Annotated in this window: 25 protein-coding genes; 16 read left to right on the top strand and 9 right to left on the bottom strand. The window is 64.8% G+C overall.

Features of this window, described 5'->3' with window-relative positions; genetic code table 11:
* Positions 1 to 119: 119 nt before the first annotated feature.
* Positions 120 to 2,663 (bottom strand): trehalose-phosphatase, encoded by a 2,544-nt coding sequence (otsB, locus tag CH283_RS00820; protein WP_094640930.1) that lies wholly within the window; start codon positions 2,661 to 2,663, stop codon positions 120 to 122.
* A gap of 59 nt (positions 2,664 to 2,722) precedes the next feature.
* A complete protein-coding gene (locus CH283_RS00825) occupies positions 2,723 to 3,466 on the bottom strand; it encodes a FadR/GntR family transcriptional regulator (protein ID WP_037190693.1) in 744 nt (247 codons plus the stop codon).
* Between the two features lie 80 nt (positions 3,467 to 3,546).
* On the opposite strand from CH283_RS00825, the gene CH283_RS00830 reads away from it, so the two are divergent.
* The 4 genes from CH283_RS00830 (at position 3,547) to CH283_RS00845 (ending at position 6,249) form a co-directional block, all read left to right on the top strand.
* Entirely contained in the window at positions 3,547 to 4,107 is a 561-nt protein-coding gene (locus tag CH283_RS00830; RefSeq protein ID WP_068053791.1) for a gluconokinase, read from the top strand.
* A 244-nt stretch (positions 4,108 to 4,351) separates the two neighbouring features.
* Positions 4,352 to 4,654, top strand: coding sequence for a WhiB family transcriptional regulator (locus tag CH283_RS00835; RefSeq protein ID WP_094640931.1), 303 nt, complete (start codon positions 4,352 to 4,354; stop codon positions 4,652 to 4,654).
* A gap of 346 nt (positions 4,655 to 5,000) precedes the next feature.
* Positions 5,001 to 5,714, top strand: a complete 714-nt coding sequence (locus CH283_RS00840) for a DUF2637 domain-containing protein (protein ID WP_068053794.1) — start codon at positions 5,001 to 5,003, stop codon at positions 5,712 to 5,714.
* Positions 5,715 to 5,736: 22 nt separating this feature from the next.
* Complete coding sequence (locus tag CH283_RS00845; protein ID WP_094640932.1) at positions 5,737 to 6,249, top strand: DUF427 domain-containing protein; 513 nt, start codon at positions 5,737 to 5,739, stop codon at positions 6,247 to 6,249.
* Positions 6,250 to 6,253: 4 nt separating this feature from the next.
* Here CH283_RS00845 and CH283_RS00850 read toward each other — a convergent pair whose 3' ends face one another.
* The 3 genes from CH283_RS00850 to CH283_RS00860 are packed head-to-tail and all read right to left on the bottom strand — an operon-like array spanning position 6,254 to position 10,196.
* The gene (locus CH283_RS00850; RefSeq protein ID WP_094640933.1) at positions 6,254 to 7,297 is read right to left on the bottom strand and encodes a hypothetical protein; all 1,044 of its coding nucleotides are present in this window, start codon (positions 7,295 to 7,297) and stop codon (positions 6,254 to 6,256) included.
* Positions 7,294 to 7,914, bottom strand: coding sequence for a 5,6-dimethylbenzimidazole synthase (gene bluB, locus CH283_RS00855; protein WP_176460442.1), 621 nt, complete (start codon positions 7,912 to 7,914; stop codon positions 7,294 to 7,296). Before bluB ends, CH283_RS00850 begins: the two co-directional genes overlap by 4 nt.
* 11 nt (positions 7,915 to 7,925) lie before the next feature.
* A complete protein-coding gene (locus tag CH283_RS00860) occupies positions 7,926 to 10,196 on the bottom strand; it encodes a putative bifunctional diguanylate cyclase/phosphodiesterase (protein ID WP_094640934.1) in 2,271 nt (756 codons plus the stop codon).
* Positions 10,197 to 10,353: 157 nt separating this feature from the next.
* Between CH283_RS00860 and CH283_RS00865 the strand changes: the two genes are divergently transcribed.
* From CH283_RS00865 to CH283_RS00875, 3 genes are all read left to right on the top strand, one after another.
* Positions 10,354 to 10,947, top strand: a complete 594-nt coding sequence (locus tag CH283_RS00865; RefSeq protein ID WP_068053805.1) for a TetR/AcrR family transcriptional regulator — start codon at positions 10,354 to 10,356, stop codon at positions 10,945 to 10,947.
* Positions 10,948 to 11,247: 300 nt separating this feature from the next.
* On the top strand, positions 11,248 to 11,925 hold the full coding sequence (locus CH283_RS00870; RefSeq protein WP_068053808.1) for a DUF4956 domain-containing protein: 678 nt from the start codon (positions 11,248 to 11,250) through the stop codon (positions 11,923 to 11,925).
* A gap of 44 nt (positions 11,926 to 11,969) precedes the next feature.
* Positions 11,970 to 13,571 (top strand): CotH kinase family protein, encoded by a 1,602-nt coding sequence (locus CH283_RS00875; protein ID WP_094641410.1) that lies wholly within the window; start codon positions 11,970 to 11,972, stop codon positions 13,569 to 13,571.
* Positions 13,572 to 13,582: 11 nt separating this feature from the next.
* On the opposite strand, the gene CH283_RS28145 is transcribed toward CH283_RS00875, so the two are convergent.
* Entirely contained in the window at positions 13,583 to 13,750 is a 168-nt protein-coding gene (locus tag CH283_RS28145) for a S4 domain-containing protein (protein WP_176460421.1), read from the bottom strand.
* A 66-nt stretch (positions 13,751 to 13,816) separates the two neighbouring features.
* Between CH283_RS28145 and CH283_RS00880 the strand changes: the two genes are divergently transcribed.
* The 6 genes from CH283_RS00880 (at position 13,817) to dinB (ending at position 18,937) form a co-directional block, all read left to right on the top strand.
* Entirely contained in the window at positions 13,817 to 14,686 is an 870-nt protein-coding gene (locus CH283_RS00880; RefSeq protein ID WP_141215323.1) for a hypothetical protein, read from the top strand.
* Positions 14,687 to 14,734: 48 nt separating this feature from the next.
* Entirely contained in the window at positions 14,735 to 15,652 is a 918-nt protein-coding gene (locus CH283_RS00885; RefSeq protein ID WP_068053816.1) for a polyphosphate polymerase domain-containing protein, read from the top strand.
* Positions 15,653 to 15,675: 23 nt separating this feature from the next.
* On the top strand, positions 15,676 to 16,293 hold the full coding sequence (locus CH283_RS00890) for a DUF47 domain-containing protein (RefSeq protein ID WP_094640936.1): 618 nt from the start codon (positions 15,676 to 15,678) through the stop codon (positions 16,291 to 16,293).
* Positions 16,294 to 16,300: 7 nt separating this feature from the next.
* Positions 16,301 to 17,287 carry an inorganic phosphate transporter gene (locus tag CH283_RS00895; protein ID WP_094640937.1) on the top strand — a complete coding sequence of 329 codons (987 nt, stop codon included), beginning with the start codon at positions 16,301 to 16,303 and terminating at the stop codon, positions 17,285 to 17,287.
* A gap of 44 nt (positions 17,288 to 17,331) precedes the next feature.
* A complete protein-coding gene (locus CH283_RS00900; protein WP_094640938.1) occupies positions 17,332 to 17,676 on the top strand; it encodes a hypothetical protein in 345 nt (114 codons plus the stop codon).
* Between the two features lie 73 nt (positions 17,677 to 17,749).
* A complete protein-coding gene (dinB, locus tag CH283_RS00905; RefSeq protein WP_176460440.1) occupies positions 17,750 to 18,937 on the top strand; it encodes a DNA polymerase IV in 1,188 nt (395 codons plus the stop codon).
* On the opposite strand, the gene CH283_RS00910 is transcribed toward dinB, so the two are convergent.
* A complete protein-coding gene (locus CH283_RS00910) occupies positions 18,938 to 20,335 on the bottom strand; it encodes a cytochrome P450 (protein ID WP_094640940.1) in 1,398 nt (465 codons plus the stop codon).
* 95 nt (positions 20,336 to 20,430) lie between these two features.
* Here CH283_RS00910 and CH283_RS00915 point away from each other — a divergent pair, with 95 nt between their 5' ends.
* Together CH283_RS00915 and CH283_RS00920 are read left to right on the top strand one after the other, a co-directional pair.
* The gene (locus CH283_RS00915; RefSeq protein ID WP_094640941.1) at positions 20,431 to 21,006 is read left to right on the top strand and encodes a TetR/AcrR family transcriptional regulator; all 576 of its coding nucleotides are present in this window, start codon (positions 20,431 to 20,433) and stop codon (positions 21,004 to 21,006) included.
* A gap of 22 nt (positions 21,007 to 21,028) precedes the next feature.
* Positions 21,029 to 21,343: a DUF2277 domain-containing protein gene (locus CH283_RS00920; protein ID WP_094640942.1), complete on the top strand. Its 315-nt coding sequence runs from the start codon at positions 21,029 to 21,031 to the stop codon at positions 21,341 to 21,343.
* On the opposite strand, the gene CH283_RS00925 is transcribed toward CH283_RS00920, so the two are convergent.
* Entirely contained in the window at positions 21,340 to 21,759 is a 420-nt protein-coding gene (locus tag CH283_RS00925; protein ID WP_068053936.1) for a helix-turn-helix domain-containing protein, read from the bottom strand. The genes CH283_RS00920 and CH283_RS00925 overlap by 4 nt on opposite strands.
* A 292-nt stretch (positions 21,760 to 22,051) precedes the next feature.
* Here CH283_RS00925 and CH283_RS00930 point away from each other — a divergent pair, with 292 nt between their 5' ends.
* Positions 22,052 to 22,723, top strand: coding sequence for a hypothetical protein (locus tag CH283_RS00930; RefSeq protein WP_141215322.1), 672 nt, complete (start codon positions 22,052 to 22,054; stop codon positions 22,721 to 22,723).
* Positions 22,724 to 22,745: 22 nt separating this feature from the next.
* Here CH283_RS00930 and CH283_RS00935 read toward each other — a convergent pair whose 3' ends face one another.
* Entirely contained in the window at positions 22,746 to 23,909 is a 1,164-nt protein-coding gene (locus tag CH283_RS00935; protein WP_094640944.1) for a globin domain-containing protein, read from the bottom strand.
* Between the last annotated feature and the right edge of the window lie 48 nt (positions 23,910 to 23,957).

The following is a 23,957-nucleotide window of genomic DNA, read 5'->3' on the forward strand; positions in this document are numbered from 1 at the left end:
ATTGCACGGCTCAGACGTATGCAGGGTGCCATCCACGCAGCGGACCCCAGTGGGTGAATGAACCACTGCACCTGTCAGACGTATGCAGTGGTCCATTGACGCAGCTGGGGGGGTGAGCCCTAGGCGCTGAGCAATCTCGCGCAACGCAGCAGGCCCAGGTGACTGTAGGCCTGGGGATGGTTGCCTAGTGATCGTTCGGCGATGGGGTCGTATTCCTCACTGAGCAGTCCGGTGGGGCCTGCGGCACTGACGAGTTGAGCGAACAGTGCTTCGGCCTCGGCGCGTTGTCCCACCAGCAGGTAGGCCTCCACGAGCCAGGCGGCGCAGAGATGGAAGCCGCCCTCGCCGCCGGGCAGGCCGTCGTCGTGGCGGTAGCGGTAGACCGTCGAGCCGCTGCGCAGTTCGGCTTCGGTGGCAGTGACGGTGGCAGCGAAGCGGGGGTCTGCCGGGTCGATCAGTCCGGACAATCCGATGAACAGCGTCGCGGCGTCGAGGTCGGTGCCGTCGTACGCGGCGGTGAAGGACTGCACTTCCTCGTTCCAGCCGTTGGCGAGTACTTCCTCGCGGATGGTATTGCGCAACGATGCCCAACCGGGTTCTGTTGTACGACCGAAGGTTTCGGCCAGACCGATGGCGCGATCGACGGTGATCCAACCCATCACCTTGGAGTAGACGTGGTGCCGGGGGTTGTCTCGAATCTCCCAGATGCCGTGGTCGGGCTCGAACCAGCGACGCTCGACGGCCTCGACCATGGCGCGGACGAGTTCCCAATCGTCGTCGGACAGGCCGTTTTCGGACCCCTTGGCCTTGCGTGCGTGGGCGAGGGCGGACACCAGTTCGACGATGGGGCCGAAGACGTCGAGCTGAACCTGTTGATTCGCAGCATTTCCCACGCGCACCGGACGCGAGCCGGCATAGCCGGGCAGCTCGTCGATGACAGCTTCTGGCGGTAGACCCAGACCCCAGATGGTGTAGAGCGGGTGCAGACGCTCGGGGCCAGAGACCGACTCGAGTACCCCGTGAATCCAGGAGAGGTAGTTCTCGGCCTCGGCCGTCGAGCCGACGTCGACCAGCGCGGCTGCGGTCAGTGCGGCGTCGCGCAGCCAGCAGTAGCGGTAGTCCCAGTTGCGCACTCCGCCGATGTCTTCGGGTAGCGAGGTGGTGGCCGCGGCCATGATCGAGCCGGACTCCGCGTGGACGAGGCCGCGGAGGGTCAGTGCCGATCGCTTCATCAGATCGCGCTTGAGCGGCGGCAGGTCCAGGCCGTCGGCCCAGTCCTTCCAGTATGCCTCCGACGCGCGGCGACGCTCCACCTCGTCCCACGGATGCTCGCTCAGATCGTCTGTGCCGAGCCGCAATTCGAGAACGATCGGCCCGTTCGAGGGATCGACCTCGGCGTGCGCGGCCTGCTGCGAACCGTCGGACACGATGTTCCAGGTGACGCCGGGACTGCGCAGCACCATCGGATCTGCCGTACCGAGAATGCGCAGGCCGTCCACATCGGGTTCGAGTGAGGCCCAGGCCTTTCCGAACTCCGGACGCGGCGCGAAAGTCACCACGGCGGTGGCCTTGCCGGTGATGACGCGGGTCAGCGCGGTCTGGCCCTGGCCGATGTCGTGCGGCAGATAATCCGTGACCTGCAGGCTGGCCCACTTGGTCTGCACCGTCATCGTGCCGTCCACATACTGCTGGCTCAACGGAAGCGATGCGCGGGTCGGCCCGACGCTGAAGTGGCCGGCCTGATCGCCGCCGAGCAGGTGTGCGAACACGGCTGCGGAATCGGGTTCGGGGTGACACAGCCAGGTGACGTCGGCGTCGGGGGTCAGCAGGGCAACGGCATTGGGGCTGGCCAACATCGTCAGTCGTTCGATGCGCGGGGCGTCGGCTCCCGAAAGCCACTGCCGTCGCTCCTCGAGCAGGAATGCCAGGGCGAGGGCGACCTGCTCGGTGCTGTCGATGCGAAATTCCGCGAGGGTGTCTCCCGGTCCGATCTTGACGCCGATGTCCGGCCCGTGCAGGTGTCCGAAGGCCTTCTCGTCGGTGACGTCGTCGCCGAAAAAGACTGCGGCAGTGGCAGCTTCCTGGTGACGAAGGATGTCGAGGGCGACACCCTTGTCGGTGACGATGACTGCCAGCTCGATGACTGACTTGCCCTCGGTGACTTGAACACCGTCCCGCGCCGCCGCACCGGATCGCACTGCTGCGAGGGCTTCCTCACCGGCGGCGGTCTCGGCGTTGCGGACGTGCAGCGCGACGCTGGCCGGCTTGGTCTCGATGCTGACGCCGGGATGGGCATCGGCGATGGCCTGGAGTTCGCCGGTGATGACGGTGAGGAGCTTCTTGGCGTTCTCGTCGATGGCGTTGACGAACCCGGCGTCGAACTCACTGCCGTGACTGCCCACCAGCTGTACCTCGGACGGCAGCCGGGAGAGGATCGCGAGATCGCGGAGGGCACGTCCGGAGATGACGGCAGCGTTGGTGCCGGCCAGGGAAGCGAGCCCGCGCATGGCGCTGACCGACTCGGGGTGAGGGAAGGCCTTCTGTGGGTCGGAGACGATCGGTGCCATGGTGCCGTCGTAATCGGACGCGACGAGCAGACGCGGAGTCCGAGCTACTCCGACGAGTGCGCGGCGAAGTTCGAGCGGCAATTCGAGAGCAGTCACCCGTCGAATCTAGGCGATGAACCCCGCCTCGGCGTACCTGGCTTTGTGCGCGGGATGTATCACTGCTGGTCGGGGACCAGACCGGGCGACGGAGTCACACCGGAGGCCGCCGACATCGAGGCGGCGGACTTGGTGACGATGGCCAACATGGCTCGCTGGGCGCCGTCGGCGTCGCCGGATTGGATCGACGACGCCACCACGCCGTGCAGTCGGATCGCCTCTGGGTCGGCTTGGCGGGACATCAGAGCGTGGCGGGTGCGGCCCGCGAGCACCTCCACCACGATGTCGGACATCGACCGCAGCATCGGGTTGCCGGAGGCCGCGAGCAACGTGCGATGGAAATTGCTGTCGTGTTCGAGGTAGGCGTCGGAGTCGGCGGCCCGGGACGTCGACGACATTCCGATGACGGCGGCCGTCAGCGCGCCGCATTGCTCGGGTGTTGCTCGATGCGCAGCGAGCTTGGCTGCCAAAGGCTCGATCCCCGAACGTAATTCGCTGAGCAGCAGCAACTGCTCGGCGCGGGCCGGCCCGGCCAGTTGCCAGCGGATGACCACAGGGTCCAGGGAGTTCCAGTTCTGCGAGCCCTGCACGGTGATCCCCACGCGTCGACGCACGGTGAGCAACCCCAGCGATTCCAGGACGCGAACCACTTCCCGGACGACGGTCCGCGACACGGTGAACCGCACGGCGACGTCGTCGGCCGAGATTCGGGTCCCGCTCGGGATCGCGCCGCTCACGATGTCGCGACCGAGCTCGTCGAGCACCGAATCGTGCAGCTGGCGGAAGTCGCTGGTCTCGCTCATGTCCGGTCGATCGTCCCACGGGTCGCCCGGTTTCTCGCGTCTGTCCGATCCGCGCGAGCGTGATGGAGCAGTATCGAGGGATGGCAGCACAGACGACAGGCAGAGCACATCATCCGGTTCTCGTGGTGATGGGAGTGTCCGGCTCGGGTAAATCCACAGTGGCGGGCATCCTCGCCGGAGCATTGAAATGGGACCTGCAGGAGGGCGACGACCTGCACCCGGACGCCAACGTGGCGAAGATGGCGTCGGGTCAGCCACTGACCGACGAGGACAGGTGGCCCTGGCTCGACGTGATCGCGGAGTGGATCACCGAGCACACCTCCACCGGTCGATCGGGAATCGTCACGTGCTCGGCCCTCAAGCGGTCGTACCGAGACGTGCTGAGCGCCGCATCGAGGGACGGGGCCGAGGTGATCTTCGTGCATCTGGCCGGCACCAAGGACCGAATCAGCGGACGCCTCAATGCTCGGATGGATCACTTCATGCCGTCCTCGCTGCTCGATACCCAGATTTCGACCCTCGAGCCGCTCGGTGACGACGAGAACGCGATCGTCGTCGACATCGGGCCGCCGCCGACCAAGATCGCCGAGCGCATTCTCGTCGAACTCGAAAAGCGTGCGGGAATGTCGGAAAGTCACTGATCGCCGTTTCGTGACCGCCATGGTGGATCAATGTGACTTTCAGTCGGTCTGACTGCGGCAATGCGACATTCATTCGGACCTGGGGCCGCAAACGGGGCGCAGATCTTCTGACGGCCGCCCTGAACGTGCAATTTTCAAGCAAGCGCGCTTGCTTTTAAGTACTACGAATGACCGAAAGGACTTGTAAAAGTATGACGAATGCGAGATAGTGAGCTTGTTCACTTTTTCAGTGAGGAGACAGCTCATGGTGCGAGGCGCACCCGCCAGGCCGGTCCAACTTCCCGTTCCCAACGCAGACGTCTGGGACTGGCAACTCGACGGTCTGTGTCGCGGATTGGACTCGTCCGTGTTCTTCCACCCCGAAGGCGAACGAGGCCGCGCTCGCACCTCGCGTGAGAAATCCGCCAAGCAGGTCTGCGGCCGCTGCCCGGTACTCCAACAATGCCGCCAGCACGCCCTCGAGGCGAACGAGCCCTACGGCGTATGGGGCGGAATGTCCGCACACGATCGCGCCGACTTCTACCGCGGAGCCGTTCGTACCGCTTGATCCCTCAGCGGGTTCGGTGCGGTGGCAGTGGGGGATTGTGGCAAATGCGCGCGCATTCGCCAGGCGCGTTCGCAATTGTCAACGCGCGCATAGCGATTCCGCGCGCCCCTGGCAAACGCGCGCGCGTTCGCGAAGACTGCTGGGCGGACAACACTGGGCCGCAACGAGGCGATCAGAATCCGCAGGTCTCCTCGGACTTACCTCCGGCGCACTCGCTGTCGACACTGCTGTGAAGCCCGGCCTGATCGACATTCGCGGCGGCGACGCATCGTTCGCGCCGCCTTCGAGCTCTGACCGTCGCAGCCTTCACCGAACTTGTCGGTGGGTTCGTGTTTCATGACGATCCATGAACAAGGTCCTGCGTGCGACGCTCGTCAGTGCGGTCGTCATCACCACCGTCATCGGAATTGCGTCCTTCGTGCTCAGTTTCGCTGCACTGTGGGATCTGGCCACGATGGCAGGTGTCCCACGCTCGCTGTCCTGGCTGTGGCCAGTGATCGTCGACGGCACCATCCTGCAGGCCACGATCTCCGTCATCGCGCTGGCCCAATTCGAGGATCAACGCAGTGGTCGACGCTTCTTCTGGGGTGTGTTGATCACGGCAGCTCTGGTGAGTATCGGCGCAAATGCCATGCACGCCTTCATCTCCGACGCCGGCACACTGCATCCGGCCTTGTCGGCAGCGATCGCGACCGTCGCGCCGGTCAGCTTGTTGGCCGCAACCCACGGACTCGGCATCCTCGTCCGAATACCGGCGGAACTGCCGAAGTTCACAGACGAAGAACCCGCCCCCGAAGAGGTGGCAATCGCGGTCCCGAAAGCCGAACCCGTGACACCAGCGCCCGAATTCCCCACCCCCGAGATACCGACCCCTGCGCAGATGGCGCGCACCGAGCCGGTCCGCACAGACCCGATCCGAACCGAGCCGGTCCGCACCGAACACCGCCCGCCGGAATCCCCGGTCACCTCGGTGCGCACGGTCGAGCCACTCGACGAGGTCGATCGCTGGATTCTCGACGAGGAACGGGTGGACGATCTCTATCCCGTCGACGCCCCGTGACGCCCGGTGGCACCATCGAAGGATGAGTACACACTTGCCGAGATCCGTCGTTCCCGAGAAGCCGAAGCCGGGCCAGGAGTCCGTCTGGGATTACCCCCGTCCGCCCAAGCTCGAAGCCTCGAATCGTTCCCTCGTCGTTCGGCTCGGCGGCCAGGTGATCGCCCGCACCACTGCCGCTTACCGCGTGCTCGAGACGAGCCATCCGCCCACCTGGTACATCTCGCCTGCAGACGTCGTTCCGGGCGCGCTGACCCCCTCGGCGGCGCGCTCGACGCACTGCGAGTGGAAAGGCGCAGCGACGTACTGGGACGTCCACGGCGGAGACGCTGTCGCAGAGGCTGCCGGGTGGAGCTACGAGAACCCCACCCCTCGGTTCGCCGAGATCGCGGGTTACCTGGCGTTCTCGCCCAGCCGCCTCGAATGCGAGATCGACGGCGAAGCGGTCCGACCACAGGAAGGCGGGTTCTACGAGGGCTGGATCACCGACGACGTCGTCGGTCCGTTCAAGGGAATCCCGGGCTCCTACGGGTGGTGACGCCCTAACCGACCGGCAACTCGGCGCGGGGGATGATCTGAATCGAACTCGCCGCGCCGGGGTCGCTGCCGGTCACCAGCACGTCGCCGTTCCGCGGATCGACCGCCACCGAGTTGGCCTGCGTCACCGTCGGAACATCGCCCAGGATTCGCGGAGCTGCGGGATCGGATACATCGACCACCCGCAGTACGTTCGACGCGGTCAGCGTCACGAACAGCAACCGACGTTCGAGATCCACGGCGAGCCCGTACGGGTTACCCGGTGCGTCGATCGATGCGATCTGACGAATGCCGCCGGCATCGTCGACCGACGCGAGCAGGACCGCACCACCGTCGGTGTCGGCGAACCCGGCCACCGTCTGATTCACCGTCACCGCGTGGGTGAGCTTGACGCCGATCGGAGCCTGCGACACCTCCTGCTGCGTCGCGCCGTCGTAGACCCACACACCGTTGCCCTGCACGTCCGCGACGGCCGCGAACGGACCGAGAGCGGCAGCACCACCGGGCTGGACAGGGCCCGGCGGTAGCTCCGACACGATCGCCCCGTCGCGCAGGAAGATCACTCCGCCACCCATCTCGTTGGTGGCCACGACGGTGCCGTCGGAGGTCTGCACCGCATCGTGTGGCTGACGACCGACACCGGTGGCCGTCGACAGAATCGCGCCGTCGGCGAGCGAGATCTCGAGCAGCTCGTCACTGCCCTCGAGCGGAACCAACACCGGGCCGTCGGGACCGGCCAGTGAAAGATGTCGCGGCGCACCCGTCGTCGAGACCATCTGGCGCACGGCACCGGTGGCCGCGTCGAACAGCACCACGCCGTCGGGCTCCCGCACCCCGGCAGCAGCGATCCCGGACGATCCCACCGCGACACCTTCGGGAGCACCCGCAAGAGGAACGACGGTACCGATCGGGTCGGCCGCATCCGGGGCCTGTGCGGGCTCGGCCGCCGGAGTGGCTGCCTCAGTGGTCGGTTCGGTCGAGGATTCGGCCGCAGAGCAACCGGCGACGAGCAGGCAGACAGTGGCCGCCGCGACCAGGCGCGCCCTCATCGGCGGTACTGCTCGAAGTGCAGGGCGTCGTCCAGTGGACGGCGGCTACGCCAACCGAAGCGTTCCAAATCGGGTACCTCCTGAAACGATTGGACCGGACCGACGCACAGCCAGGCGATCGGGCGGACCGGTGCGGGGATGTCGAGCAGTTCGGTCAGGTACGCCTCGTCGTAGAACGAGACCCAGCCGACGCCGACGTTCTCGGCTATCGCTGCGAGCCAGAGGTTTTCGATGGCGAGGACGGCGGAGAACAGTCCGGTGTCGTCGACGGTGTCGCGACCGAGGACGTGCCGACCTCCACGGTCGGGATCGTAGGTGACCACCACCCCGGTTCCGCTGGTCTCGATTCCCTCGATTCTGATGGGGTCGAACGTCTTTCGTCGTTCGGCGTCGAGCTTGTCCGCAAAATCCTGTCGGCAGCCGGCCACGTGGGCCGCGAATGCGCTCAGAGTATCGGGCTTACGGACGACCACGAAGTCCCAGGGCTGGGTGTTGCCCACGCTCGGGGCTTGATGCGCCGCTCCGAGGATTCGTCGCAGAACCTCGTCGTCGACGACGGTTCCGTCGAACTCGGCGCGGACGTCGCGGCGAGATCGAATCGCGGCATACACCGACAGGGCTGCTTCGGTCATGATATCCGTTCTCCTGTAGCAGTATTCAGATGCGCGTTCAGTTCGGCGACGAGGGTAGGGAGTCGGTCTGCCGAGGTGGGGCGGCCGAGGTGGTAACCCTGCGCTCGTCCGCACCGTAGTTCGCGCAACGCCGTCATCGTCACCTCGTCCTCCACTCCCTCTGCCGTCACCGACAATCCCAGCGTACGGGCGAGCTCGACTGTCGATCGCACGATGGCGGCATGCGCCGGGTTGTGCGCCATGCCGCCGATGAACGTGCGATCGATTTTCAGCTCCTGTACCGGCAATCGCTCGATGTAGGCGAGCGAGCTGTAACCGGTTCCGTAATCGTCGATGGCGACCTGCACGCCCATCGCATGCAGTATCGACAGCGTCTCGGTCGCGCCGATCGGGTCGGTCATCGCCGAGGTCTCGGTCACCTCGACGGTCAATCGGCGCGGTGGACAATCGAATTCCTTCAGCGCTGTACACACTTGGTCGATGAGGGTGTCGTCGAACAGGTTTCGGGTCGAGATGTTGACGGCGATGCTCAGCTCGAGCCCATCGGTCATCCACTTCCTTCGTTGGGCGAGGGCCTGGGTGAGGACGTAGCTCGTCAACGGCCGGATCAGTCCGGTGCGTTCGGCGGTGGGCAGGAATGTGCTGGGGGACAGGACGGTGCCGTTCGGATGATGCCACCGCAGCAGTGCTTCCACGCCGACGACGGTCATCGTCGTGAGGTCGATCTGCGGCTGATAGTGCAGTTGCAGTTGATCCGTCTCCAGTGCCGTGGTGAGTTCGCCGAGCATGATGAGCTGCTCGCTCTTGTCCCGGTCCATCGACCGGTCGTAGTACGCGACGCGAGACTGGGCGGCTTTCGCGGCCTGGACGGCGAGGTCGGCGCGCTGTACGAGGCGATCGGGTGTCGTTTCGTCCTCACCGTCGCCGAGAGAATTCGACGCGACTCCGACGCTCGCTTCGATCAGCAGGGTCATGTTCCCCACCTCGAAGGGCGTGGCGAACAGGAGCTGAATCCGGTGCGCCAACGCGGCCGGATCCATCGACTCCGATGCTCCACACAGGGCGAACTCGTCACCGGCCAAGCGCGCCAACAGAATCGAGTCGTCGGCGACGCCTCGCAGTCGCTCGGCGACCACCACGAGGACCTGGTCGCCGAGGCCGCGTCCGAAGGTGTCGTTGATCTCCTTGAATCGGTCGATGTCGACGGTGAGCAAGGTCGACTCACCCGCATTGCCCCAGAGTCGATGCTCGAGGGCGCGTAGGTTGGCCAGTCCGGTGAGGTGATCGGTATCGGCGACGGCACGAAGCTGGACGGTCTGAGTGTGCAACAACCGCAGCAGATCGGTGATGCGGAGCATCACCAGGACCACCAGAGCGAGAGCACAGAGCAGCACCGCCCATCCCCACTGGGCGATCGGCTCGTCGCGAACGACCTCGATGAACATCACGATCGGCGCAGTCAGGGTGGCCGCGGTCAGCACGACGACCGTGGGAGTGGTGAACGACGCCATCAGGTGGGCGTCGGATTCGATGTTCGGGTTGGTGATGCGCCGCATGGACGGGTGAAGGGCGGCGACCCCGATGAGGACGTAGGACATGATCCATCCGACGTCGAACACAGACCTGTCGGACGAGGAATCGGAGACGATCGCGAAGTTGTTCACGGTGTCGGTGACCACTAGCAGCGCTACGGCCACGGTGAGGAGCCGGTAGGACAGGGTCCGCCACTGCCGTGAGCCGACGAAGTGGGCCAGCAGTCCCAGCAGAAAGATGTCCATCGCGGGGTACGCGACGTCGACCAGGCCTGCGGTTCCGGAGATGCCGCCTCCGCCGAGCGACGGCTGCACGGCGAACACCCAGGTGAGCAGTCCGAACGCAACCATGATGATGGCGCTGTTTGCCACGTGGCCGCGTTCGCTCGGTCGCCACTTGTGGCGAGCGAGAAGGAACAGGCCGAAACCGTAGACCGGATAGCCGACGAGGTAGATCGCGTCCGCCGGCGACGGGTAGGGGACACTGCCCTGGGTGATGTGGATCCACTCGTAGACGATGTCGCCGATCACCCACAGGGCGGTGCCCATGGCGATGGCCAGCCAGGCCGAACGGTTGCGGGGCCGGTGCATCCTGGTGCCGACGACGGTGGCGGCAACGGCGGAGGCTCCGACGAGTGCGAAGACCGACTGGCCCCAGACGGTGGTCGGGACGACGAAGTAAGCGGCGCAGCCGACTGCGCCGAGCGCTGCGTACCACCGCCACCAGGCCGTCACGATTTTCTCCAGCCGTTCACGCCGATCCGACGGCTTCAACAATGTCACACGGACGTGATGTAGGTCACCTGCGCTGCGCGTCCAGTGACAGAAGTATGCCTCAGCGCTACGCTCGGTAAGCGGTACGAAACTGTTTCGATTCGATAAGGCGGCACAGATGAGCGTCGACGCCCCACGTCGGTCGAGGGTGAGTGTGGAGCGCGAGGGCGAATTTCTCGACGCCGCACTACTGTGCCTCGGCGAGGTCGGTTACGACTCGCTGTCGATGGACCTGGTTGCCGAGCGAGCGCAGTGCAGCAAGGCCACCCTCTACCGGAGATGGTCGAGCAAGGCCGAGATGGTGGTCGCGGCCATCGAATCGGTCGGCCCGCCCCCGTTCGTCGGCATCGATACGGGAGACCTTCGCGGAGATCTGCTCGAGTTGATGAATCGGGTGTCCGAGGGGGCAGAGCACGATCAACGTTTCGCCGCGGCGATCCACCACGCGGTGATGGTCGACGAACAGTTGGCGGCAGCGGTGCGGAGAACGTTCCTCGAACCCGAGGCCAGATTCCTCGAGTCGGTCGTCGTGCGCGCGGTGCAGCGGGGGGAATTGTCGAGCAGGCCGAGATCGGCAGACTTTCTGCAGTACATGGTGTTCAGCGCAATCATGACTGGCCCATTGACCGACGCCAAGCCTTTGGATTCGGAATACCGAACGCGAATAATCGACGAAGTAATTCTGCCGTCACTTCGCTCGACGACCGATTGACGACGTTTGTACGGAATGCGCACGTAATCGATTGCCCCGCAACATAATTGAAAAATTCGACCGACCGACGTCCGAGTGGGACGCCGGGTCGTGTGCGTTCGAAATTCGATCGCTGCCAGCGAATGAACGGCTGAATTGGCAGGAAACTGCCAGCTTCTGAGGTGGAATTTCCGTCGCAGCTGTCTCTAGGGTTAACGGCATCCGAACAAACGGTAAACAGCATCGGTTGCGGATGTCGGCGCGCGGGTCACGTGCTCCCGGTGACCGGTGCGGAATTCGACTCGACTCGATCGGAATGCAATGAATTTCAACATTCAAGACCTGAGCGGAACGTTCTCGACGTTCGACATCGTGGTGTCCCTGACACTGTCGTTCGTCCTGTCGGCGATCATCGGCTGGGTCTACCGACTCACCCACAAGAACGTGTCGTACAGCCAGTCCTACGTACAGACCCTCGTCACGGTAGGCATGGTCATCAGCTTGATCATGCTGGTCGTCGGATCGAACGTGGCACGTGCTTTCGCGCTCGTCGGCGCGCTGTCCGTCGTCCGATTCCGCAACGCCATCAAGGAAACTCGCGACGTCGGGTTCATCTTCCTCGTGATGGCGATCGGCATGGCCACGGGGACTCGCTTCTACGTACTGGCGATTGCGGCCACGTTTGCGATCTGCCTGGTGATGGTGGTGATGAGCAAGTTCAACTGGTTCAAACTCGATGTCCAGCGCCAGGTCGTCAAGGTGCAAGTGCCGCCCGACGCCGACTACACCGATCTCGTCGAAGACGTACTGATCAAGTACTGCAAGGAGTTCGAGCTGGTCAGTACCGAATCGGTGCGATCGGGTGCATTGACCGAGCTCTATTACACGGCCCAACTCAGATCCGGCAAGAAACCCGGCGAGTTGATCGCTGCTCTCAGTGAGGTCAACACAGGGCAACGGGTCTCGGTACTCACCGGATACGACCAGACGGACATCTGATCGTGACCGACCCGAACACGAACTTTCCCTCGGCCCCGACAACCCTGCGAAGGAGGCTCGTCCACCGAGTACCGCGGACGGTGCGGCAGCACTGGAAAATTGCTGCCACCCTGCTGGTGTTCGTCGTGGTGATGGCGACCGTGTTCGGGTCGACCCGGATCCGCCCGTACATCACCGGTGATGCAACCGTGATCGCCTCCGAGATCACCGAGAACGTCCAGGGCACGGTCGATCTGTTCGATCCCACTGTGTCGCACTCCATTTCGATCGACGTTGACGTCGGCGACTACCAGACACTGAAGGACTCCTTCCAGAACGAAGGGGTCAAGGAGTCGGTACCCGCAGACATCACCATCGACGGAACCCTGATCGCCGACGTCGGTATCAGGTTGAAGGGCAATTCCACGCTGGCCACTCTCAGCAGCGACGACGGCTCGATGCCCGGGCGCGGCGGAGGTACTGCCGGGACATCCGGTCGACCAGCACCTGCAGACGGTGCAGCCATGCCCGAGGGTGCAGCCATGCCGGAAGGTGGGGCCATGCCGGAGGGTGCGGCCATGCTGGAAGGTGGGGCCATGCCCGGCGGTGCTGGGATGAATATGTTCGGGGAGCCGCTCAGTTTCGATGCGCCCGAGGATCTTCCGTTTCTGATCGACTTCGCGGAGTATTCCGAGGGGCGGGCCTATCAGGGTCACACGACGCTGTCGCTTCGGCCGTATACGCCCGCTTTGAACGAGTCGGTGTCTCTTGCGATCACCGAGGCCTCGGGTCAGGCGACCCAGGACTTCACCTACACCACGTATTCGGTGAACGACTCGGCCGAGACGACGCGGCTGGTCGTCGTCGCTCCCGACGACGACTACGCCAACTCCCTGGAGGACGGCGACGGGGTGCTGTACAAGGTCGGTGCCGAAGCCAGTTTCACGTACGAGGGAGACGATCAGACGACGTACGCCGAGCAGTACACCCAGATCAACGCTCTCGGCACCGCGGACCTGCAACCGATCATCACGCTGTTGAAGTGGCTCGACGGTGCCGATCAGGCCGAGTTCGATGCGCATCTGGCCGACTATGTCGATGTCGACTCACTGGCGAATTACCTTGCCCTGCAGAACTTGCTGGGCAACGGCGACGACATGGGCGGCCCGGGAAAGAACTTCTACCTGTACTACGACCTGGACTCGAAGACGTTCTCGGTCGTGTCGTGGGATCTGAATCTGGCTCTGAACTCAGATTCCACCGCCGGTGCGAACGACGCGGTGTCGATGATGCCCGGTGGCGGCGGGGCAGGTGGCGGCGGGATGCCGCAGATGCCCGAGGGGTTCACACCGCCGGAGGGAATGGAGATTCCGGAAGGCGGGGGGATGCCCGAGGGCGGCCCGATGTTGGGTAATTCGCTCAAGGACATGTTCCTGGACTCGACCGAATTCACCGACGAGTACGACGCTGCCTTCCGCACCATCTACGACGAGCTGTGGGCGAGCGGCCGAGTGCTCGACATCGTCGACGAGGTCACCGCATCCATTCCGACGTCGGCGGCGCTCACTCGGGAGGAGATCGACGCCGAGGCTGCGGAATTGAAGTCACGGCTGCAGATTCGCACCGATGCACTCGCCGACGATCCTGTCGTGACGGGATCGTCGTGATGTCTCGGCGGTCAGCGCAGGGTCAGGGTGTCTGCCGGGGAAACTTCGCGGCGAGGATCGCGCAGCGGCAAGCCGTTGATCAGGACCATTCCCTCCATCACGAAGGAGGCGGCCTGCGACAGCGTGCGCGCAGTGCCGGTGGCGACCAGCAACTCGGGAACAGAAGTTCGACCGTTCATGAACCGATGCTGCTCCCGCGCGGTGACCGCCGACGCTCGATCTCGTGGCGGGTAGGCGACGGTCGGATGAACACTCGGAGACGACGCGTGGGCATGATTCTCGCGGGGTGCGGGGTCCTCGCGTCGTGTTCTGCAACCGAGCTCGCGGCTGTCGAACCCACGACCGCAACAGCACCGTTCGAAATTTGGTGCACCCCCACCGACTCGGGCCTGTCCGAGTTGTCGGGCCTGGCGTGGAGGGGCGACACCGGCTACGCCATCGGAGACCGCGGCAGCGACGATCGGCTGGCGGTGCTCGACCGTGCCTGCGAGGTGACCGGGTGGGTCGACGTCGGAGTCGAGACGGTCGACGTCGAGGACATGGCCGTCGACAGCGCGGGGATCGTGTGGCTCGCCGACACCGGTGACAACGACAGCGACCGGGAGAGCGTCACGTTGATCGGCGTCGACGTGGCCACCGACCGGCGCACCTCGATCACGATGCGCTACCTCGACGGCGCACACGACGTCGAGGCGTTCGCTCTGACGCCCACCGGGCAACCGGTGCTGATCACCAAGGTCTCGGGCGGTGCGGCCGCGTCGATCTACAGCAGTGACGAAACCATCGACACCACAACGACATCCATCGATCTGGTCCGTTCCGGAACGGTGTCTGCGACTGCGCCGGACGGGTCGAGCAGACCGATCACCGGTGCAGCCGTCGATGCCGACGCCACAGTGGGGGCACTGCGAACCAAGAAGGATCTGTTCGTCTTCGAAATCGCCGACGGTGATGTGCCCGCGGCATTCTCGGGCGCTCCCGCCCGTGTTGTCGAGGGACCCGATCAACCACAGGGGGAGGCCGTCGCCTACACCGACGCGGGTGAACTGCTGCTCGCGTCCGAGGCCGACGGAGCCACCGAACTACCCCCGATCGTGTTCGCGGAGCCGAACTGAACGCGGCGTCGCCCGACCATGCACACCCACCGAAGGAAGGTTCGATCCATGAATCTGTTCGACAAATTTCGACCCAAGGCCGCTTTGGAGAAGCAGGGTGCGTCGCCGGAGGACCTCAACACCGAGCCCACCGGTTACCAGCAGACCGCCAGCAAGCTGCACTCGTTCAATCGGTACGAGATCAAGTATTTCGTTGCCGAGGCCGACGTCGCTCAGGTCCGTGAAGAACTGACGGCACGGATGGACACCGACCCGTTCTCGCCCAAGGGTGGCTACCCGGTCACCTCGCTGTACTACGACACCACCGATCTGCGGTTCTACTGGGAGAAGATCGAGGGCCTGAAGTTCAGGCGCAAGGTGCGGGTACGGCTGTACGGGGCGCCGTCCGAGTGCACCGACGACACGCCGGTGCAGATCGAGATCAAGCAGCGCGTCAACAGGGTCACCCAGAAGCGCCGAATCTCGTTGCCCTACGACGTTTCTCAGCGGTGGCTCAACGGCCGCGAGGAGATAGAATGCGATCCCAGTCAACGCCCGTTCGTCAACGAGGTCAGCACGTTGATCGCCAATCTGGATCTGCGTCCGATGGTCACCACCGGTTATCTGCGCGAGGCGTACATCGGTCGTGAGGCCGACCTCGGTCTACGGGTGACGATCGATCACAAGGTGCACGGTCGGGATCGCGACTTCCGATTCGATTCCGGTGCCCAGAACCGCTTCATCATCCCGCCCAAGCTCGCGATCCTGGAGATCAAGGCCAACGAACGAGTGCCGTACTGGGTGACCGACATGACGGCACGGATGAACATGTCCGTCATCCGAGTCTCGAAGTACTGCCAGTCGATCGAGGCGTTCGAGATGGCACCTCGATCACGCGCCGGTGCGCCCGAACTGGTCCTGCCCGCCGATGCCGACCACCGCGTGCCGTCGGATCTGCTCGAGCCCTACGCCGGCGCTCGCCGGTAGCCGCACCCTTCAGGAGACGAAAGATGTTCGCACGCTTCAAACCCAAGTCCGTTCTGTTCTACGACCTGTTCAACTCCTCGGCTCAGCTGTTGGCCACCGGAGCGAAGACGTTGACCGAACTGCTCGAATCCGCACCGGAAATCGATGCGGTGGCGCGGCGCATGGTCGATCTCGAGCACGAAGCCGACAGCGTCACCCACGATCTGTTCCGCACCTTGAACTCGAGCTTCATCACCCCGTTCGATCGCACCGACATCTACGTCCTCGGCTCGAGCCTCGACGACGTGATGGACCACATGGAAGCGGCGACACATCTGCTCTCGCTGTACCGAATCGACGAACTGACCCCGCACATGCACGACATGATCGACATCCTCGACCGGTCGGCCAAGGTCACGGCGGATGCAATGCCGAGGCTGGCGTCGATGAAGGATCTCGAGCGCTACTGGATCGAGATCAACGAGCTCGAGAACCGGGCCGATCATGCCTATCGGACTTTTCTGGCGGATCTGTTCGACGGTCGATTCGACGCATTGACCGTGATGAAGCTCAAGGGAGTGGGCGACGAACTCGAAGATGCCGCAGACGCTTTCGAGACGGTAGCGCACGTCATCGAATCCATCGTGCTGAAAGAGACGTGAGTGCGCGGTGGTAGCACTGGTTCTGGTCATCACCCTCGCGATGGCGTTCACCTTCACCAACGGCTTTCACGATTCGGCCAATGCCATCGCGACGTCGGTGTCCACTCGCGCACTCACCCTGCGGACGGCGCTCGTCATGGCCGCGGTGGGGAATCTGCTCGGTTCCTTCTTCGGTGCGAAGGTCGCGTCGACGGTGGGGGAGGGAATCATCGCCCTCGACGTCGGATCCGACGCGTTGCTCGTGGTCGGGTGCGCCCTGGTCGGTGCCATCGGCTGGAATCTGATCACCTGGTGGTACGGGTTGCCGTCCTCGTCCTCGCACGCGTTGGTCGGCGGCATGGTGGGAGCTGCACTGGCCGGCGGAATGACGGTGCTGTGGGGAGGCGTCGCGACCAAGGTGATCCTCCCGATGATCGTTTCTCCTGCAGTCGGTTTCGTGCTCGGAAGCGCCGCGATGGTGGCCATTCTGTGGATGTTCCGACGATCGTCTCCCAGTGCCACCAGCCGCGGATTCCGCCGGGCACAGACGTGCTCGGCAGCGGCCATGGCTTTCGGACACGGCATGCAGGATGCAGCGAAGACGATGGGCATCGTGGTGCTGGCGTTGGTCGTATCGGGCAATCAGGCCGACTACACGATTCCTCTGTGGTGCTACTTCCTCACCGCGACGGTGCTGGCGGTCGGAACGGCGACCGGTGGGATGCGGATCATGCGCACCCTCGGCCGCAAGATCATCGAACTCGACCCACCCCAGGGGTTCGCCGCGGAGGCGACGGCGTCGTCCGTGCTGTACGTGGCATCGATCGGACTGGGAGCGCCGGTGTCGACCACCCACGTCATCTCGTCGGCGATCATGGGCGTCGGGGCAACCAAGCGTACGACGGCCGTGCGCTGGGGGACGGCGGGAAACATGCTCGCAGCGTGGGTGACGACGCTGCCCGCGGCCGCTGCCGTCGCCGCACTGACCTACGTGGTAGCGGGGGTGATTCTGTGAAGCGGGGAGCGGGTCGGATATCGATGGGCGCTGCACTCTGCCTGATGGCACTGAGCGCAGGCTGCAGTTACGAGATGACGTCGACCGAGACCGGCACCGGCATCTCGCGTGACGTGCAGGAGGCCAGGGACGGATTTCTCGAAACTCCGGGAATGAGCGAACTGTTCGACGACCTGTACGGGCAGGGCATCGGCACCACCGTCAACGAGGTGTTCGCACTGGGCATCTACATTCCGGGTTTCTGCGAGACCCGCGCTCAGCAGGGGCTCACCGAAGAGGAGGCCGTCGCCGAGGTGACCGATTCGCTCGGTGCTACCTACGAGAAGGGGACCGGCGAGCCCTGGGCCGAGCCGATAGTGCAGGCCGCGGAGGACCACGTCTGCGAGTGAGCGGGCCGAGGGTGTCGGTGGCCTGTGCGAGCATGGAACGGTGGAGTCCACCGGTAGACCCGTGGCGAGCATCATGCACGCCGACCTGGACTCCTTCTATGCCTCGGTGGAGCAGCGGGACGATCCGCGGCTGCGCGGCAAGCCGGTGATCGTCGGCGGGGGAGTGGTGCTGGCCGCCAGCTACGAGGCCAAGGCCTTCGGGGTGCGCACGGCGATGAGCGGCGGGCAGGCACGCGCGGTCTGCCCGCAGGCCATCGTGGTGCCGCCGCGTATGGATGCCTACTCGCAGGCGAGCAAGGACGTGTTCGACGTCTTCCACGACACCACCCCGCTGGTGGAGGGCATCTCCATCGACGAGGCATTCCTCGACGTCGGCGGGCTGCAGAAGATCGCGGGCAGTGCCACCGAGATCGGACAGCGCCTGCGGCAGGACGTCGCCGAGCAGGTGGGGCTGCCCATCACCGTCGGGATCGCCACCACCAAGTTCCTGGCCAAGGTTGCCAGCGCCTTCGCCAAGCCCGACGGCCTGCTGCTGGTACCGCCCGGCGGCGAACTCGAATTCCTGCACCCGCTGAACATCGAAAGACTTTGGGGCGTAGGAAAAGTGACCGCCGAGAAGCTGCACGTTCTGGACATCAGAACGGTCGGCGACATCGCGGCCTACGGCGAGCGGTCGTTGGCCTCGGTACTCGGCAAGGGTGCGGGTGCCCACCTGTACGCGCTGGCCATGGGCCGGGATCCACGACGCGTCCAGCCCGGTAAGTCGCGCAGTTCCATCGGTGCGCAGCGGGCACTCGGTCGCGGCAGGCACGACGCGGCCGAGGTGGAGGCATCGTTGATCGGGCTCGTCGATCGCGTCACGCACCGTATGCGCGCCGCGCAGCGAACCGGCCGAACCGTCGTGTTGCGCTTGCGCTTTGCCGATTTCACCCGGGCGACGAGGTCGCACACGCTCGATCGAGCGACCGCCGACACCCGCGACATTCTCGACGCCGCACTCGAATTGCTGCACGACGCGGCGCCGCTGATCGCGGAGAAGGGCATCACGTTGGTGGGGGTCACCGTGTCGAGCATCGACAGGGGCGGTGCGGAGCAATTGGAGCTGCAGTTCGACCCGCCGCAGGTACGGACACCGCCGGAGGCCTCGGCCCTGGACCGGGCGCTCGACGGGGTGCACAAGAAGTTCGGCTCGACGTCGCTCACTCGTGGGGTGTTGCTCGGCCGTGATCCGGGGATCTCGGTTCCGCTGCTACCCGACTGACTACTGCCGTACTGTGGGTTTTACCCGAAAGCCTGTGGGCATCATGGTCAGTCGCTCCTGGACCTTCAGTCGGTACGACGGGTCGGCCTGCAGGTCGAAGCGCTGCAGAATGGTTCCGAGCACCAGAACGGCCTCGTGGATGGCGAATTGCCGTCCGATGCAGGCGCGTTCACCGGTGCCGAAAGGCTTGTACACGTGAGCGGGCCGGGCCTTGATGCGATCGGGCAAGAAGTTGTCGGGATCGAACTCGTGCGGGCGGTCACCCCACACAGGATCGCGATGCAGCGCTGTGGCGAGCACGATCGCCCAGTCGCCGGCCGCCATGGCGTAGCCGTCGCCGACGACGGTGTCGGCACGTGCCCCGCGGCCGAACGCCGGGACAGTGGGCCACAGGCGCAGTGATTCGTCGAGGACGCGTCGGACATATCGCAGCTTGGGAACCTGGCCGAACTGGGGCTTGCCGGTACCCCAGACCTCGTCGACCTCGGCGCGGGCGCGCTCGAACACCTCGGGGTGCGTCGCCAGGTAGTACAGCGCAAAAGAGAGTGCACCGGAGGTGGTCTCGTGACCGGCGATCAGGAATGTCAGGATCTGGCAGCCGATGTTGGCTTCGCTCAGTGCATTCGGATTGTCGGCCTCACGCGCGGCGTCCATCATGATCTGGAGCAGGTCGCTGAAGTCTTCGGTGGATCGGCGCCTGGTCCTGACGACATCTGCGAGGACGTCTGCCAGGTACTGCTTGTTGTCCGCGTACCGGCGATCCGAGCGGGCGAACAGAGGCTTGGCGAACGCGGGAACCTTCAGCAACGCCCGCCGCTGGTTGTACGTCAGCGCACCGACCATGGCCGAGACGAACGGATGCGGCTCGGCACGCGCGAACGAGCCGAAGCTGTAGCTGAATCCGGTCCGGCCGATGGTCTCGAGCGTCAACGTCGTCATGTCGGCCGATACATCGGTCGGTGACGCGTTGCGAGAGAGGGACTCCCAATGCTCGATCAGGTCGTCGGCGACGTCGACCATGATCTCGTGGTACCCGCGCATGGCCCCTGCGGTGAACGCCGGGCGCAGAAGATCATGGGCGCGTTGCCAATTCGGTTCGTGGTTGTAGGCGGTGAACAGCCCGTCGGCTCCGATGTCCCGTAGATTCTCGACGCCCGGGGGCAAGAACTTCTCGAAGCGCTTCTCGTCGCACAGCTCACCCACCACGTCGGCACCGGCGGCGAAGACGAATCGTCGGCCGAGGATGTGCCGCTCGAACAGCGGGCCGAGCGTGCGGGCCATCGCGGTCGAATCCTGGACGGGGGTGCGGGGATCGACGCCGACGACGTCGCCGAGCACGGGGAGTCGGTGCGGGGGATGGGGCAGGGAGCCGCCTCGTACCGCGAACTGTGTCGACATCGCCACTCCATAGTCTCGGGACCGGCCCTTGTTGAACCGTGTCAAATAGTGACCGTACTCACTGTTGAACCGGTGTCAAGTAAGGTTCGAGGCCCATGACCACACCGCGCAAGCGCATGACGCCGGCACTGCGGCGTGCGCAGCTGATCGAGATCGGCTCGGCACTGTTCGCCGAGCGGCCGTACGAGGACGTCTGGATCGAGGAGGTCGCAGACCTCGCCGGCGTGTCACGCGGATTGATGTATCACTACTTCCCGTCCAAGCGGGAGTTCTTCGTCGAGATCGTCCGCGCCGAATCGGAGCGCAACCTCGGTCTGACCGCGCCGGACACCTCGTTGCCGGTGTTCGAGCAGATCGCCGCAGGCCTCGACGCGTACATCTCGTACACCGACGAACATGCGCACGGCGTCCGCGCGGTCAATCGCGGCACGTTGCTGGGGGATCCTCTGATCAACGAGATCCTCACGCGCGAGTTCGACGTCCAGCAGCAGCGGATCCTCGCCGCGCTGCCGACGACGCTGCAGGACGACGAGACGGTACGCACCGCGCTGCGCGGCTGGATCGCCTTCGTGCGAGCTGTGTGTCTGGACTGGGTGGAGCGCAGAACCCTCGACCGAGAGCAGGTACGCGCGTTGTGTCTACGGGCGTTGTCGGGTCTTCTCGAGGTGTGAGATGCGGGGCTATCGTCGAGCTATGTGCCGAAACATCACCACCTTACGAGGGTTGGAACCGCACGCCACCGACGCCGAGATCGAAGCGGCCGCGCGTCAGTACGTCCGCAAGATCAGCGGTGTACAGAAGACGTCCGACGCCACCCGCGATGCCTTCGAGCTGGCCGTCGCCGAGGTGACGGCGACGACGCACCGACTCCTCGATGCGCTTCCCGAGCGGCGTCAGCCACCGCCGACGGTGCCGCCGCTGCGGCGTCCGGAAGTGCAGGCGCGGATTGCGGCGGCGGGAGTGGAGCCTGCGGAACGACCCAAATCAGCGGCGAACACCGGGTCCTAACGGGTGCTGTCCGGCGGCACCGCGGGTAGGCCTTCGCTCACGCGGAGTTTCTCGGCCATCGAGCTGAGCAGATTCTGCGATTCCTCGGACAGGTCGAATGCCCGAGCGGACAGGCGGCGCAGACCGTAGCCCTTCAGTTGGGTGAGCAGTTCGAGATCGTGGTCGACCTTCGTCGCATAGATGTTGTCGAAGAAGTAGTCGGGCTTGACCTTGAAGAACGCGGCCAGCGCCGCGACGGTGTCCGCGGACGGATTGGCGCGCTGTCCCGAGCGCAATTGCGAGATGTAGGGCTTGGAGATCTGGTGTCCGCGCGAGGCGAGAGCGTCGGCGACCTCGGCATTGGTGTGTGGCTTGCGTCCGGGTGGGTGGATCGTGGCGAACAGATGGTTCAGACGTGCGGCGAAATCAGCGGACATCGGGGATGTGTGTGCCTTCCTGATACAGCCGCTGCCCACCCGGGCAGATCGGTCCGCCGCGGACCGAACCGGCTCATAGTAGCCGCTGCCGCGAATCCCGCGAACCATGGCTGACCTGCAGAAATCCGTCAGAAAATCGTACTGATCGGTTTCATGCGTCGGTGGACGTAGCGGGGCGAGCCCGGGCAGTGGGGTGCCCGGAGTGTGGGAACGAACGAATGGTTTTCCGCAGAATCGGACGCGTGATTCGAGCCCCGGTGGCAGACTGTCTTGCCAGGCGAAGGGGGTGGAGATGACCGATCGTCGACGGCGAACGTTCGATTCACGAGACGGTGACGCGGAGGTGGTCGAGCCGCTGCTGCGCGCCGTGCTGTCCTACGCGCCGCGGGACGAATCGCGCCTGCCCCACCCCTCCGAGGGAATCACGCTCCGGGCCGAGGACGGCTCCGGGTTCGTTCGGCTCGCACTCACCATCGCAGACGATCTCGGCGCGGGCATCCCGGGGCCGTTCGGGTCCCGATTCTACGAATGCGGATCGTTCGAAGTCATTGTTCCGCAACGAGATCCCCGCGACGGCGCGCTGTTGATGATCCACCTGCTCGATGCCCGAGCGCCCCACAGATTCGAGTTCGCCACGTCCATGCCGCCCCAGTGGAGCCTGCGGCTCGAGCGCGACGGCTCGGTGTCGGTACTCGACGATCTCGGCGATGCAGTGATATTCATCGGCCGCCCATGGGCATTCGACTCCGACCTCTATCCGGTTTCGGTGCACTACACCATCGAGAACGGCCTCCTGGTGCAGAACATTCTCGCCACCGCGGACACCGGCTATCCCATCCTGATCGATCCCGACCCCGACGCGATCATCACCGGAGACGGCCGGCTCATCACCGAGACGTGGACTCCGCGACTGGTGGCCGGCGGAATCGTCGAGGATCTGCCGCCGAAATCGCTGTCCAGCTGATTGCCCTGCAGCGCAGACTGATTCAGAACGGATCGTGCTGAATGTGCTCCATCGGCGTGCCCACTTTGCGGAGGGCGTAGATCGTCGTTCGCACCATCGACGGAGACCCGCAGATCTGAATCTGCCGATCGGCCCACGAGCCGAACTGGGTCACCACCTTGCCCACCGCACCGTGCAGACGGTGATGCATTCCCCACGGCAGCTCGCGAGGCGTGCCCGAATACCACCACGGATTCTCGAGCTGCTCGGTCACCGGAACGATCGTCAACCACGGATTCGACAGCGACAGCTGCCACAACGTGTCCAGATCGTAGAGATCGCACGGATACGTTCCGCTGACGAACAGATGCACCCGCGGATTGTTGCTGCGCTGCGCCATCTCCATGACCTGCGCACGCAGCGGAGCCAGACCGGTGCCTCCCGCGATCATCAACACGTCCTCGCCGATCGCGCGATCGACATGCATCCCGCCCAGCGGCGGACTGATCGACCAGCGATCACCCACCGCGGTCTCGGTGACCATCGCCGGTGACACCCAGCCCCCGGATACGCGTCGAACATGGAACTCGATCTCGCCGTACGGATTGCTGGGAATGGCAGGGGACAGATACCGCCACAGTTTGGGCCGCTGCGGAATCTGCACACTGACGTACTGCCCGGGGAAGTACGGGATCTCGCCGTCCGTCTTCAACCGGACCACCGCGAGATCGTCGAGCACCCGCTGATGCTCGACGACGGTGGCACTCCAGAACGGCGGCAGTTCGTCGTCGTCGGCGGCGACGGCCATCGCATCGCTCACCACGGTCAGTGCGTCGTTCCAGGCCGTCTCGACCTCTTCGGTCCATACCTCGTTGCCTGCGAAGGTGCGGAACGCGCTGATCAGAGCCGAACTACCCGCACGGAAGTGCGCGCCGGTGATTCCGTGCTTGCGGTGGTCCCGGCCGAGCTGCTCGAGGAACGGTTCGACGCGGTCGGGATCGTCGAGATGCTCGAAGACGTAGCCGAGTGCCATGACGAAGTGTTCACGCAGGGCATCCATCGAGGCGGGAAACAGAGCCCGGAAGTCGGGGTGCTGGGCGAAGAGATGGCCGTAGAAGGACCGGGACAGCCGCGCCGGACCGTCCTGAGCGGCCACGACGGATTTGAATCCGGTACGGACCAGGGAGATCGTGCGCGCGTCGAGCATCGATCCACCTCCACCCCACCGAATCACTGCTGTCGACCGTCACCAAAG

The sequence above is a fragment of the Rhodococcus sp. 05-2254-2 genome, assembly GCF_002259095.1.
In the GTDB taxonomy this organism is placed as follows: domain Bacteria; phylum Actinomycetota; class Actinomycetes; order Mycobacteriales; family Mycobacteriaceae; genus Rhodococcoides.